We start from the raw sequence: 14,667 nt of genomic DNA on the forward strand, positions 1-14,667 counted from the left end.
ATCTACGTGCACACAGGCAGGAGTGCCTGTGCCACAGAGGAAATCTACATAATTCTCCTCACACAGGCAGAAGTCCATGTGTCACTCGCAAGAAAAAATGCGGCAGATCTTTTTGACCTGCCGCATTTTTGTTTTAAGAGAGACGTAGCATGCTACGTCTCTACGTTGTAGGTGTTCTCGATTCCGAATCCTCCAAACTCGAATTCGGAATGCGATGAACTGATCATCCTACTGCTTCTTGGCAGCGCCTTTCTTTTTGGCTGTGCCGGGTTTTGGTGCTCCTGTCTTCGGAGCCGCCTTGGCCGGAGCTTTCTTAGCGCCTGCGCCACCCACGCCGCGCGGGTTGATCAGGTTGAGAGCATCTTCAGCGTTGAATGGGAATTGGCGTACCGACGTTTGTCCGGTAGTGCTGAGCGTGACGTCAACACGGCGGTTCTGGGCGAGAGCCAGAACTTTGGCGTTGCGGTTGAGTTGCGTCTTTTGCGCCGCGGTGATGTTCTGGTCCTGGTCAATGGCTTGCTTGACCTGTTCAGGACTCATGGGCTGTTCCTCACCCAGGCCCTGGGTTTCAATGGCGTCGGCTGAAACACCATTGGCCACAAGATAGGCTTTGGTGCGTTCCACGCGACGTTCAGAAAGTTTCTTGTTGTATTCCGGACCACCGCGAGGATCAGCATGGCCTTGCAGGATCAGATGAGCATCCGGCTTGAAAGCCAGATACTTTTTGAAATCACCGGCAAGTGCCAGCAGCGTGGTTTTCTGGCTTGCGAGCAGGCCGCTGGTAATCGGGCTGTTGACGGCGGGCTGAGCGGTGGGGAAGTAAATGCTATGCAGCGAGAGGCGCTGTTCAAGCTGCTTCTGCTCAATGGCCGGTTGCACCGTGACTTGCGTGGTTGCGTCTGTTTCACCGCCGCGACCGTCACTCACGTGGCAAGTGACGGTGTAATTTCCAGGAGCAAGGCCTTTTGAATCGAATTGAGCCGTGGCTCCTGTACCGGAAACATTGCCGCCGCTGGCTTTATAGCTGTACGTCAGCTTGTCATTGTCCGCGTCACTGGCGGTTGAAGTGATGGTTGCACTCTGGCCTGCGGTAACAGTGGCAGGGTTGGCAGCGCACGAAATCGTCGGCGGAGTGTTGGGTTTTTCTTCAACAGTTACGTCGGTAGTAGCGTTGGCGGTTCCGCCGCGTCCGTCGTCACAGGTGGCAGTGATCGTATATTTGCCGGGCTGAACGCCTGTTGAGTTCCAGCGCGCGTCAGCGCCAGTGCCTTCAACCGTCCCGCCTGTCGCTGTGTACTTGTAAGCCAGCGTGTCATTGTCAGGATCGCTGCACTGCGCCTTGAGGGCGATGCCGTCTCCAGAACCGGCAAAGACCTTGGTCGGGTCGGCGCTGAGTGTGACGGTCGGCGGATGGTTGGGCGGAGGAGGTGGCGGATTGCCGCCGAAGTGCAGCACCAGTCCGGTAGAGGCGCGGAAATTGTTCTGCTGATTGTCTCCACCATCTGTGAATTTGGTCAGCAAATACTCAAACTGAACAATGCGGATGCCTACATGCTTGTTGATATTGGCGTCGAAACCGCCGCCTAAAGCGGTGGCAAATGAGTTCTGGGAAAATGATCGATTAAAAAAAGCCGAGCCTGTGGGGACGGTGGAAGCCTGAATATCGGCCAGACGGGCCGCGCCGAAAAGTGCATGTACAAAGGGCGTCCAGCGTTCGCCACGATGGGAGAATTGCGGTCCAAAAAGAAATGTATATGCGCTGCCGCTGACGGAAGGCGGCAGGTCCTTGATGCGATAAACGCCAAAGTCGCCCACCAGACTGAACCAGCGATTTACGTTTCCAGCCAGAGCGCCAGTGAATCCATGCAAGTTGAAAGACTCTTTAATGCCGGCGTCAGTGCGGAAACGGATGAAGGAATAGCCCGCAAAAAGATCAACTGCGGGATAGGTGTCGCCATTGCTGTCAGTCTTGGTTTTGGCCGGTGCGGCTGTGGCTTGTGTAGGGATGAATGGCGCCAAATAGGCGGTGGAGCTGCCAGTAGCGTTTGGGGCGCTGGGCTCGGTAATAGTCGAACTGGAAGAGTTGGCAGTATCTTCCGCAAAAGCCTGTATGAAAAAAAGGGACCCCAGAATTACTGTCGCAACAACACGCGCCAGGAACTTCATTCTTACCTCCTGTGAGAATAAGGGTTAACTCACGGCACACCATCATACTAGAGAAGCTGATTTGGGTGGGCGCTGAAGGGTCGATGCGGAAAGGGTGTGCTGTATTGAACAACAGCCTGCCAGAGGGATAGGGGGCGTCGGCGATCTGCAAGTTATGCAGCCAGAATGATGGTCACGAAGAAAAAGCGTTTATCGGACGATAAAAAGCATTGCAAACCCATAAAAAGTCACTTATAATAAATGGTTTTTCAGTGAGCTTCAGTTCCTGGGGTAAGGTCATTTCACGTCAGTTTTTCAATTAAGTATTGAAACCAAAGGCCGGTTCTGGGAATCCAAAAGGTAAGTCATAACTTTGTAAGCACTCTTCTACCTAAAGGCAGGGCGAAATCTAATATGGCAAGGCGACGCGGTAATCCAAACTGGGGCAAGCCTGAGCCCATCGGGCCAGTCATCCCCGTTGTCACCTCCTTTGAGCAGGCTGTCAAGGAATTCAAGCTGACGCCTGATCAATACATCCGGTCTACTCGTCTACGCGAGTGGGCACGCAGAAATAAAAACAGCAAGTACATCCCAGAACCCCTCTTGGAAGCCTGGGGTTTTGAAATTGAGAGTACTTTGTAAGCTGTTTAAAATAAATGACTTATAAAGAAAGGCTGCTTCGGCAGCCTTTTCTTTTTGGCCCCTCTAGAAAATGCTTCCATTTACCAGCAATGAGATTTTAGCGGTGGTAATTGCCGCCAGCTTCGCCGCAGGGTTGAATGTTTATGCAACCGTAGCCACCCTGGGCCTGCTTTCTCACGTTCATGCGTTTCAATTGCCGTCTGCGCTGCATATGCTGGGATCATGGCCGGTAATCCTTGCCTGTGCCGTTCTTTTCGCCATCGAGCTTTTTGCTTACAAAATCCCTGTCTTCGATCTCCTCTGGAACGCCCTGAGCACCTTTGCAAAAGTCCCGGTCGCGACGCTGCTTTCTTATGGAGCTGCGCAGCATCTTTCTCCAGGACTGCAAATTGCAGTAGCCGCGTTGGGCGGCTCCATCGCGCTGGCTGCGCATGGAAGCAAGCTCGCGATCCGCGCAGCTGTCACTCCATCTCCAGAACCGTTTTCAAATATTGCCTTGAGTCTTGCGGAAGACATTGCAGCCATTTCTCTTACGTGGTTCGCTACCCGCCATCCGATAATTGCCGGTGTAATCGTAGCGATCTGTCTGGTGCTGGCTATTTTGGCTGTTCGTTATTTGGAGCGCGCGTTCCGCCGGCTATTCCAGCAGACCCGGGCATTGCTGCGTCCATCCTCAGGAAGTTTGACCTGATTGCTGGCCGCATGCGATATTTCTCGGTTGACTTTAACCGATTAGCAACAATGTGCCAGGAGAACTCCCGCTTACATGGTCCGCCTTGTTCCTAGAGATACAAAGTTCTTCGATATGTTCGCTGAAATGGCCAGCAACCTGGGCGACGGCGCCCGTCTGCTAAAACAGACACTCGAAGACTTTAAAGATGTTGACGCCCGCGTGCAGCAGCTCAAGGACATTGAGCACCGCGGCGACGACATGACCCACAATATTCTTACCAAGCTCAATCAGACTTTCATCACGCCTTTCGATCGCGAGGACATTTACCGCCTGGCCTCGTCGCTCGACGACGTCTTGGATTTCATCTATGCCGCCGGCGTTCGGCTGATTATGTATAAGATCACCAGCGCTCCTCCGGCCGCTTCGCTGCTGGCTGGAATTGTCGTCAAGCAGGCCGATCAACTTACTGACGCGCTGGCGCGCCTGGGCAAGAAGCACGATAATGTGCTGGAAAATTGCGTAGAAATCAATCGGCTGGAAAATGAAGCTGACGGAGTGGCCCGTGCGGCCATCGCCGTGTTATTCGAAAAAGAAAAGGATCCTATTTCCCTGATCAAGCTCAAAGAACTTTATGAAGTCCTTGAGACTGCCACCGACAAGGCTGAAGATGCGGCCAACGTTTTGGAAGGCGTGGTCCTAAAGAGCGCATAAGTGGAACGAACCCTGATGGCTGTCACAATGATGGCGCAAGGGTGTCCTGCAACCGGAACACAAATGCATTTCAGGCAAGAAAATTTGCAATGGTTTGGAGCGAAGCGACATTTTTGAAGTTACTTGCGGCGAGGCCGACCACGCGCCGAGCCGATCGCATCAAGGCTGAGAGATGTGTACCAGGAGAAGGCTCATAAAGCGGTTTGGAGCGAAGCGACATAAAGAAGAAATGAGGATCAAGTGCACTTGAGCGGATTGTTGGTTGCAGTCACCATTCTGATCGCTCTTTCCTTCGACTTCATCAACGGCTTCCATGACGCCGCCAACAGCATCGCTACCGTCGTCTCCACGCGCGTGCTCTCTCCCCGGCTTGCCGTCATCTGGGCAGCATTCTTCAACTTCGTTGCCGCATTCGTCTTTGGGACCGCCGTTGCCAAGACCATCGCCGGCGGTCTCGTCGATCCGCGTCAGGCAACACAATATGTAATTCTCTCGGCTCTTGTCGGCGCCATCATCTGGGACCTCCTCACCTGGTGGTGGGGTCTCCCAACGTCATCTTCACATGCGCTTATCGGCGGTCTGGCCGGAGCAGCCATTGCCCGCGCGGGCTGGAATGTTTTAGTGCGCGAACCCAAACTGCATTGGCCCATCATCGGTACTATCCCCGGTTTGGGTGAAAAGTGGATGTCAACCTTGATCTTTATTGTCCTGGCTCCGCTGATCGGTTTGATCCTGGGACTCGCGCTGATGGTCGCCGTTTCCTGGATCTTCCAGCGCACCGCGCCGCGCACCGTGGACAAGCTTTTTCGCAAGCTCCAGCTTCTTTCCGCCGCCGCTTATAGCCTGGGCCATGGCGGTAACGACGCACAAAAAACCATGGGCATCATCGCCGGGGCATTGCTCGCGGGCGGCTATCTCACGCCGGCACAATTCGCTTCCGGATGGGGAAACTACAAGTGGTACATAATTCTGGGCGCCAACGCCGCTATTGCGTTGGGCACATACATGGGCGGCTGGCGCATCGTTCACACCATGGGATCAAAAATTACCAAGCTCCGTCCCGTTGGCGGATTCTGCGCTGAGGGCGCGGGCGCCGCAACGCTTTTTGTGCTTGCCTATCACGGGATTCCTGTCAGCACCACGCACACTATCACGGGCGCGATCGTCGGCGTCGGGTCCACTTCGCGCCTATCCGCCGTACGCTGGGGCGTGGCCAAACAAATTGTCTGGGCCTGGGTTTTGACAATTCCCGCCGCGGCCGTGGTCGCTGCACTCACCTTCTGGGCCATTCGATATTTCGTTCCGACGGCTTAAAATCCATCGACGTGGAGCGTAGGCGCCCTCGCCTGCGGCCTTGCCGCGTTTACTCCACCTGCCCGCGGCGGCGCTGGTGCTACGATTTCGCCGATGACAAATCGTTAGGCAGTCCGTCTGACCTCTTGTGAATTCCACAGACGCAGGGAGTTCCAAATGTTGAGAACAGAAACGGTGGTCGCATCCAGACAAGCCCCCGCCCAAGCCGTAAGGGCTGACCGCAATGAAACGCCCCGCGGCGCACGCGTTCAGTCAATTGATATCGTGCGCGGCGCCGTGATGTTGCTGATGGCGATTGACCATGTCCGCGTTTATTGCGGTCTTCCCGCCGGCGGCCCAACTCCGGGTATATTTCTTACGCGATGGATCACACACTTTGTTGCTCCGGCATTCATCTTTCTAGCGGGCACTTCGGCTTTCCTCCACGGCCGTAAACTGGCGGATACCAGGGCGCTGGCGCGCTTCCTTGTAACGCGGGGCCTATGGCTGGTGCTGCTGGAACTCACCGTGCTTCGTGTGGCCTGGACCTTCAACTTCGATTTCGGCCATTACCTGCTGGCTGGTGTGATCTGGGGGATCGGATGGTGCATGGTCCTGTTGGCAGGGCTGATCTTTTTGCCGACGCGAGCCCTGGTTGCCTTTGGTCTGATCATTGTGCTGGGACATAACATTCTTGATCGATCTTTGCCGAGTTTGTACGCGATGTTACAGACGAGCCACTGGAGCTGGTTGTGGCAAGTCCTGTATTTTGGAGGTCCTATCCAGATAGGCGAGCATGGACCCATCCTGTTTGTGCTGTATTCGATTTTCCCTTGGATCGGAGTCATGGCGCTGGGCTACGTGTTTGGACGCGTGATGATCACGGACGAGTTACCACGCCGAAGAATGTGCCTGGCGCTGGGAGCGGCCTGCATTGTCGCGTTTTTGGTCTTGCGGGGATTTAACCTCTATGGCGATCCGCGTCCCTGGGTCGCGCCAGCGCATCCGCCCAGTGTGCAAGGTCAGACTGCGCCGCATGCGACTTCCGGCGCACCGGCCTCGGCTGCAAGCCCTGCGACGCAGCAGGCCGCACCAGTTACTCCTCCAAGACGGCCGCAAGCACCGGCATGGATTTCATTCCTCAACACCACCAAGTACCCGGCTTCTTTGCTCTTCCTGCTGATGACGCTAGGGCCGATGCTATTGGTATTACCCTTACTGGAAAATGCCGGCGGTCGCGTTACAAGCGTCCTGAAGATATTTGGCCGTGTCCCTTTCTTCTACTACATGCTGCACATTCCGCTGATTCACTTTGCTGCGATTATTGTTTCGCTCCTGCGCACCGGGTCGGTTGCGCCGTGGCTGTTCATGAACCATCCCGTGATGAACCCGCCTTCGCCGCCAGGATACGTCTGGAATCTGGCGTTGCTCTATTTGGTCTGGCTGATCGTGGTGGCAGTGCTTTACGTTCCATGCCGTTGGTTCGCCGGACTGAAGCAGCGACGAAAGGACATCGGGTTCCTCAGTTATTTGTAAGGCGCGTCCCCGGTGGTCATGCTCCGGCATAAGCTCAATCGGTGACATCTTGCTTTTTTGCGAATTAAGCTGTGCTTGCTCCGCGCTGACAATTCCGCTGTGATGCTTTTTACTGCTCGCCCGCGGACTGCGACTTCACTGGCGCCACCGTCGCTATTGCAACAACCTTCGCCTGCTTCCTGCTCGCCAGATCTTCTTGCAGCATCATGACCAATGCTGCTGTAACTGAAAGGATTACCGGGCCAACAAACAGGCCCAGAACTCCAAAGAGTTGCACGCCGCCCAGGAGCGCAAACAGTACAAACACCGTATGCAAGCGGACGCTTCTGTGAATTATCAGGGGACGAACGATATTGTCGACTGTCCCTATCACAGCCATGCCCACGCCAGCCAGAATCGCGGCTTTGCCTAGATGCCCCGTCAGCGCTAACACGATGGCAGCAGGTCCCCATACCAAGGCGGATCCTACCACCGGAACCAGGGAAAAAAATCCCGTAACCACTCCCCAAAGCACGGGAGATTCCATGCCTAGCGCCCAGAAAGCCAGACCGGTGAGCGTTCCTTGAAGCGCTCCTACGGCGACGCCGCCATAAAAGTTCGCTACCACGGTAGACGTGACGCGCGCGCGCAATTCGGCCATCCGGTCTTCGGGCAGCGGAAGGGCAGCCATAATCGCGGCCACACTCTTTTCTCCATCGCGATACAAGAAAAAAAGAATGACGAGGGCAATTACAAGCCCGGCCGCAAATGAAAACGCATTGCTTATCAGGCTGGCTCCCATGCCCACGATTTGGGCACTTGCATTCTCAAGTCTTCGTGCCAGAATGTCGTGCAGATCTGGCGAAGGTACTCCCAGGCGGTTTGCCGCCCAACTGACAATCTGCTCCACGCTGTGGAGCAAATATGCAAGGACACCGCCTGAATCAGCGCTCTTGGTTACGAGAGTTTGATAAAGGTCTGACAATTCATGGCTGATCGCCACCAGCAGGAAAGTTAACGGAACAACTGTAAGGATGAGCGTCACACCTGTGCTGATTGCCGCATTCAGATTGCGGCGGCGAACGATCTGCTGTGTGCGCCTATGCAAAGGGTAAAAGATAATCGCAATGACGGAAGCAAAGAGGATCGGCGTCGCATATGGCCGTATCAGAAGATAGCTCAAATAAAGCGCCACCGCCGTAATGCCGGCAAGGAACAGAGTTGCGGAGTCTCTTTTCTCTATCATTTGCCCACCTCTGCCGGACCGTGATGCAGGCGTTTTCCGGTTACAAGCTTGAGAGCTTCAAACCACAGCACGCCCAGGCAGCCCGCAAACACGGCTATGAAGATGTCACTGGGATGCACCGGAGAAAAATGAAACAGGCTCGTGAGCGGGGGAACATATAGAACGAGCAATAGAGCGACGCACGTCCCAATAGCGATCGCCCAGAGAGACGTGTTCATACCTCGTACACTGTTCCATATGGTTCGGGTCCAGGATCGATTCGTGAAAATCAGCGCTAAATTGCCCACCACAAGGGTAGAGAAGCCCAGGGCGCGCGAATCAGTCTCAGAGTGTCCATGATGTAGAAAGACGCCATACACCGCTAGAGTGGTAATGAAGACGCCAAATCCCTGCAGCAGGCTCAACAGGACTCTCTTGCGTTCAAACAGCCGCTCGTCCCGTGCTCGGGGCGGTCGGGCCATTACGTTTGGCTCTTCTGGTTCGGCCTCAAACGCAATTGAACAAGCCGGATCGATGATTAGCTCAAGAAAGACGACATTGATGGGAATCAAAAGCAGCGGCCATCCCAGCAGCAACGGAACCAGTGTTACTCCGGCAATGGGCACGTGAACCGCAAGCACGAATGCGGTGGCTTTCTTCAAGTTATCGTAAATGCGGCGGCCAGACCGGATCGCGTTTACTATCGAGCTGAAATCGTCGTCCAGCAGCACCAGCGCTGCGGACTCGCGCGCCACGTCAGTACCACGATTACCCATCGCAATGCCGATATCCGCTGCCTTCAGCGCGGGAGCATCGTTCACTCCATCGCCGGTCATGGCTACCACTTCACCCAATGATTTCAATGCGTTTACCAGACGCAGCTTTTGCTCCGGCACCACGCGAGCAAAGACGTTTACGTCACGCACACGCTGTTTTAGTTGTGCATCGTCCATTTTTTCCAGTTCCGCGCCTGTGTTCGTCCGATCAGGGTTATGTAACCCTATTTGCGCAGCGATGCTCTGCGCCGTTACTGGATAGTCCCCGGTAATCATGATCACGCGAATACCGGCGCGATAGCACTCCTGGAGCGCTGCGGGAACAGAAGGGCGTACGGGGTCGGCAAGCCCGACAAGTCCTATCAGTTGAAATGGGATCATTTCCTGCTCCGCGGGCAGATCGCCTTCGACGGTCGCTTTCGCCACTCCCAGCACGCGCAATCCCTGGCTTGCCATTTCCGCTGTGGCAACTTTCAGTCTCGCTCCTTCTTCGGCAGATAATTGGCAAAGTTGGGCAACCGCTTCTGGAGCGCCCTTTGCGGCGATATAGCGAGTCGTTGTCCCTGGCACATTCCACGCCCGAGACATCACGAGCAGCGCGGGAGACAAAGGATACTCCCGGGCTAAACTCCAGTCCGCATGCAGGTGCTCCGTCGATTGCAGAAAGTCCTGCCCCAGAGTAAGAAATGCCTTTTCCATTGGGTCAAACGGATCTCTGCTGCTTGCCAATATGCTGTATTCGACTGTTTCGTGGAACCCTTCCGGGATCACACTGCGGTCGTCACGGACGTTCCATAACTGACCGCCACTGAAAAGCACTTGTACTGACATCCGGTTCATCGTCAAAGTGCCCGTCTTGTCCACGCACAGCACGGTCGCAGCTCCCAGCGTTTCAATCGCGGGCATGCGGCGCGTCAGCACTCTTTGTCGTGACATCCGCCAGGCGCCCATGGCAAGGAAAATGGTCAGCACCACGGGGAATTCTTCCGGGACCATGGAGATCGCCAGTGTCAGGCCCGCCAGCACTCCTTGCAGCCAGTTGCCGTGCGTATAGCTGAAGACCAGGACAACGATGCCGCAGAGCAGGACTCCGATTACGGCAAAGATTTTGACGAGATTGTTCGTCTCCTTCTGGATCTGCGTGCTATCCGGGCGCAGGCCCGCCAGGCTGGTGCCGATCTTTCCCAGTTCGCTGGCGAGCCCTGTAGCGCGCACTTCAATAATGCCGCGGCCTTTCACCACCAGAGTCCCAGAGAACGCATTTGGCGTGTTGTCGCCCCCGGGGCGTCCCAGTTCGCCATCTGGAGCTCCTTGAGTCTTTGTTACGGGGAGCGACTCGCCCGTCAGCAGCGATTCATCTATCTGAACGTTCCTGGATTCCAGGATGATTCCATCTGCCGGAATCCGGTCACCTTCAGAGATAACCACCAGGTCCCCTGGCACTACTTCACGCCCGGCAATTCTCTTGCGCACACTCTGGCGGATCACCAGCGCTCTTGGGCTTGAAAGATCGCGCAACGCGTGCAAAGCACGTTCTGTTTTTCGTTCCTGGTAAAGGGTGATTCCAATGATGCCAAAGATTGCCACCAGCAGTACGGCTGCTTCCGTCGGATCGCCCAGCAGCAGGTACACGCCGCCGGTCCCTATAAGAAGAAGCAGCATCGGTTCTTTGAGAACATCGAAAGCAATGCGCCAGAATGTGCGTTCTTGCGCGGACGGCACCTCATTGGGCCCATAACGGACCAGCCGTTGCGCCGCCTCATCATCGCTCAGACCTATCCATTGTGGCGCGACAATTTCCTTTCTGGTTTTATCGCCAGTCTGGATAATGGTGTCAGCTGATACGCTTTGCATGTGCCCTGTCATTGCTCCCTTTTTGTTATTGCATCCTGCTTGGATCACGTTCCGGTGACACTGCGAATCGTGAGCACCGGACAACGTATTTCTGAGATCACCCGTGCAGCAGTGGAAAATAATCCGTGCGTGGCAGCACGCGTAAACGCACCACCGGAACGAACTCCAAGAACCAGCAGATCCGCGTCTAATCCTTCAGCCAACTTGATCATTCCCTCAGGCGCAACGCACGCCTCAACCACCACGTCCGCAATCTGACTGCGGAACTCTGGATCGATCATCTCTGTGAGTTGGTGTTCAAGATTTCGCCGTGATTGATGCCGTTCATTGACGCTGTCGGCTTCCTGTTCAAGAAAGTGCGCCAATGTCAGCCGGGCGGAAGGGTCCTCATGCAGCAGGAATTCAACATAGGGAAGAGCAATTCTGGAAAATGGGCCCAGGTCTGTGGCAAACAGCAAGCGGCTGAACATTGCGGTCTTCGGCAGCACTTTGGCATTCGGCCCTACAACCATCACGGGACATTGCGCCGTGCGGAAGACCTCTTCTGCCATTGAGCCTTCAAACAAGCGGCTGATTCCTGTGTCACCCCGGCTTCCCAGGACGACGAGGTCAATTTCATGTTCTCGAATGAACTTTTCCAGGGCTTCGGATGTCTCTCCCTCGATCAGGTAAGGTTCGATTCTGGCTTGTTCGAGATCGTTGGCGCGCACAAAGTGTTTCATCTGCGCCTCGGCATTCTCCCGGATTTCCTCGATCTTGGCCTTCGCGGCATGATCTGCACTCAATACAAACGGGAATACGTCCATCACATGAACGACAAAGAGCTTCGCGTTCTGTCGGCTGCAAAATCGCCTTGCGTAATCCACTGCCTGGGCCGATTCTGCCGAAAAGTCGGTGGCCAGCAATACACTTGAAATCGCGATTTCTGTGCTGCATCGGGCCATAAAACGCCTCCTCTTCTATTGGACACAGGCGCCATGCGTGTTGCCGTGATTCGGGTCACATGACACTCGTTGGGTGTGTTCGGAAGGTCTCAACGGAGGCCAGGGAGGCCCTTCCCTGAGAAGACTGCAAGAGGAGGTGTGAATATGGAGAATACTGCGTTGAGCAGCTTGTTGCGATAGGGCTCACTGCCGCAACCCTGCTGCAAGAGTTTGTTATCCTGCCTGTATCTTGATGACCTGGTGCTCTCCGCATCCTGTGCGGACTGCAGCCTTGATTTGCTCCAACATGCTTTTTCCGTACTTCAGCAGGAAATATGCCGCGCCAATCTCTCGTTCCTGCAATTCTTTGTTGGGATAAAGTGCGGTGATCAACTCATCGGCGTGGCGGAGGACCTCGGTATTCTTCCGCGCTTCTGCGCGCGCGGCTTTGTCGCGAATGCCCTGCAACTGGTACCGCATTTTCGATCCCGCGTTTTCCGCAGCATCGATCAGCGTTTTATCCAGCTTTTCCAGCTGGCTCTGGATCAGAGCCAGCGCCTTGTCCACATGCTCCGCTGCGAGATCAAAACTCTTGAGTATGCTGTCTGGCAGTGCTCGGCTGGCCACCAGTTCGCGCGTTTTTTCCGGCGTATTGAAAAGGTCGGCAAGAGAAAGCTGATAACGGTCCATCAGTTTGGCGGTGCGAGGTTCGATCAGCGTGGCAAAAATTCGCGGGACAACCGGCGTCACCCTGCTTGCCAGCTTGCGGTAAACAACTTCAATTTGCGCGAAGTATGCTATCTCGGCAGGCCCGCCGATATAGCACAGAGTCGGCAACAGATAATCCTGCATCAGCGGGCGCAGCAGCACGTTCGCGCTGAACTTTTCTGAACATCGCTCCGCTTCATTCAACAATTCCGCTGCAGCCAGCTTGCGCTCGCCAATAAAAAACTCCCCATCCTGGTGGCGTACGGGTGTTCTGGCCCCATCTTCAAAATAGAAACACAGCGTGTGAGATGGCGTTACCTTTACCTGCGCATGGTATCCCAAGGCTTCCAGTTCGTGATTGCGCGCCACCAGCGCCTGATTGATTTCTTCGGATTTCTCCAGCGCCGCGCGAAATACCGGCTGCGCGATGCGGTGCAGCTCTTTGTCGAGAGGGTTCAGGAAGACCACGCCCATCTCAGAGAATACTTTGGTGTAGAACCTGGCGAATGCGGTCCCAAACGTCTCGCCTTTGCGATAGCTCGCCGCCAGAAGCTCGCTGATCTCTGATTTCCCAAACAACGCTTCCACCTGCTGCGTTGCTGCGGTGACCTCATCCGTGAATGCAATAGTCCCAACCGGCGCGCCTTCCACATGTGGCACATTCACCGTGAACTTTTGCAGATGATCGCCCGCTGCCAGATTTACGGTATTGACCTCTTCCAGATCATGGTCTTCGGTTGCCAGCCAGAACATTGGCACGGCGCCGGCTTTTTCCGCCATAATGACGGCGGTCAGGGCTTTCAGGATGCAAAACATCGGCCCGCCGAACAGGCCGACTTGCTGCCCCGTCACCACAGCCGCAGCGCCCTGCCGCAGCCGATCGATATTTGCCAGCGTTTTTTCGCACGCGCCAAATTCGCGGTTCTGCCGCTCCAGAATCGCCGCTACCGCCTGCCGGCGCTCCGCGGGATAATTGATTTTCTTGGTCTCGTCCGCCCACCACTCCTGGCTCAGGGGCGGGTGGGCATAAAACTGCTTTACGCTGTCAAAGTGATGGAGATAATCGTCAAACAGGCGGGTTGTGTGGGGAATACTTGAAAACGGCAGACACTCGGTTTCCACGTTTGGGCTCTCCACCATCTGCATAGACTCATTGGACTCACGCCGGCTCCGCTGGTTGCACAAAAATCTGCACCTTCTGGCGCTTGTCGATTGTAAAGGATGAATGTGATTTCCAGCCCGGGGAAGCCTTCCGCGTCAATCGTAAGACTCGTTCATTACGATTCAATTGGCAAACGCGGGTATATCAACGTAGAGACGCAGCACTGCTGCGTATCCAAATCGGCTCTCTGGCTATTGCGTTATGAGTGTAAACGCCTGTTATCAACAATCACGATGCGTCATAGTGTAGCATTCCGTTAGGTATGATCTGGGCATGATAAAACCGCTGATTGGCACACTGATTCTGGTCTGCATCATGGCGATGTCATTACTAGCGCAGACTGGAGAGTGGCCTCTCAAATCGAAAAGGGCTGCCGAGAACGTGGTCGCGAATCAAGTGGATGCTCTTCGTCGTTCAGAAGGGCTCCCGCTACTGCATCGAGTGGCGCCCACGCTAAAACAGGTGCAGCTCGTCTGTACTGCCGCTGTAACCGGAAAGACGATACGGGTCGATGAATTTCAGACCTACGTTACCCGTGACCTGTCTGCAATAACTGAACAGCTCAAACTGGTCAGCACAGGTATTTCTATTTATTCAGACGGATCGCACGTTCGGGTGTACTCGGACAAAGATTGGCCCCGGTATTCCGTCGCCGTACAAATTGTTCCGAATAGCCCTGCCGACCATCCGGCCTATGCGGTCGCAATCGAACGCCGCAACTCTTCTCTCACCGAGACGTTGACCCCGATGACATTTGATCGTCCTCTGGAGAACAGCAGGGGATGGAAAAAACAAATTGCGCCTCAATGTACTGATGTGCGGCCATAACTACGCCTGATCCCGTCCAGTGATGACGAAGGCCGGTTTCAATTGAACTTGCGTATTACGTACGCAGTCGCAAGCATCTGGGGCCTTCCTCGTCAATCGTAAGACTCGTTCGTAGCGATTCAGTTGGCGAACGCGGGTATTCAACGTAGAGACGCAGCACTGCTACGTCTCAAAATCGGCCGGATCGTTGCTGAATGCGCAAAGCAGATGCA

At 55.0% G+C, this 14,667-nt stretch carries 10 protein-coding genes; 5 read left to right on the forward strand and 5 right to left on the reverse strand.

The window, feature by feature from the left end:
- Nucleotides 1-228: 228 nt before the first annotated feature.
- A complete protein-coding gene (locus LAO76_11825; protein ID MBZ5491609.1) occupies nucleotides 229-2,166 on the reverse strand; it encodes an OmpA family protein in 1,938 nt (645 codons plus the stop codon).
- A 691-nt stretch (nucleotides 2,167-2,857) separates the two neighbouring features.
- Between LAO76_11825 and LAO76_11830 the strand changes: the two genes are divergently transcribed.
- The 4 genes from LAO76_11830 to LAO76_11845 all read left to right on the forward strand — a co-directional run bounded on the left by LAO76_11830 (nucleotide 2,858) and on the right by LAO76_11845 (nucleotide 7,000).
- A complete protein-coding gene (locus LAO76_11830; protein MBZ5491610.1) occupies nucleotides 2,858-3,478 on the forward strand; it encodes a DUF4126 domain-containing protein in 621 nt (206 codons plus the stop codon).
- Between the two features lie 75 nt (nucleotides 3,479-3,553).
- Nucleotides 3,554-4,171, forward strand: a complete 618-nt coding sequence (locus LAO76_11835; protein MBZ5491611.1) for a DUF47 family protein — start codon at nucleotides 3,554-3,556, stop codon at nucleotides 4,169-4,171.
- Between the two features lie 273 nt (nucleotides 4,172-4,444).
- A complete protein-coding gene (locus LAO76_11840; protein ID MBZ5491612.1) occupies nucleotides 4,445-5,485 on the forward strand; it encodes an inorganic phosphate transporter in 1,041 nt (346 codons plus the stop codon).
- Between the two features lie 156 nt (nucleotides 5,486-5,641).
- Complete coding sequence (locus LAO76_11845; GenBank protein ID MBZ5491613.1) at nucleotides 5,642-7,000, forward strand: heparan-alpha-glucosaminide N-acetyltransferase domain-containing protein; 1,359 nt, start codon at nucleotides 5,642-5,644, stop codon at nucleotides 6,998-7,000.
- Between the two features lie 109 nt (nucleotides 7,001-7,109).
- On the opposite strand, the gene LAO76_11850 is transcribed toward LAO76_11845, so the two are convergent.
- From LAO76_11850 to bshC, 4 genes are all read right to left on the reverse strand, one after another.
- A complete protein-coding gene (locus LAO76_11850; protein ID MBZ5491614.1) occupies nucleotides 7,110-8,225 on the reverse strand; it encodes an AI-2E family transporter in 1,116 nt (371 codons plus the stop codon).
- Entirely contained in the window at nucleotides 8,222-10,834 is a 2,613-nt protein-coding gene (locus LAO76_11855; GenBank protein ID MBZ5491615.1) for a cation-translocating P-type ATPase, read from the reverse strand. Before LAO76_11855 ends, LAO76_11850 begins: the two co-directional genes overlap by 4 nt.
- A 44-nt stretch (nucleotides 10,835-10,878) precedes the next feature.
- Nucleotides 10,879-11,778 (reverse strand): universal stress protein, encoded by a 900-nt coding sequence (locus LAO76_11860; protein ID MBZ5491616.1) that lies wholly within the window; start codon nucleotides 11,776-11,778, stop codon nucleotides 10,879-10,881.
- 213 nt (nucleotides 11,779-11,991) lie between these two features.
- A complete protein-coding gene (bshC, locus tag LAO76_11865; protein MBZ5491617.1) occupies nucleotides 11,992-13,605 on the reverse strand; it encodes a bacillithiol biosynthesis cysteine-adding enzyme BshC in 1,614 nt (537 codons plus the stop codon).
- Between the two features lie 295 nt (nucleotides 13,606-13,900).
- Between bshC and LAO76_11870 the strand changes: the two genes are divergently transcribed.
- On the forward strand, nucleotides 13,901-14,455 hold the full coding sequence (locus LAO76_11870; GenBank protein ID MBZ5491618.1) for a hypothetical protein: 555 nt from the start codon (nucleotides 13,901-13,903) through the stop codon (nucleotides 14,453-14,455).
- Nucleotides 14,456-14,667: the final 212 nt, after the last annotated feature.

Source organism: Terriglobia bacterium (assembly GCA_020072645.1).
GTDB lineage: Bacteria > Acidobacteriota > Terriglobia > Terriglobales > Acidobacteriaceae > Angelobacter.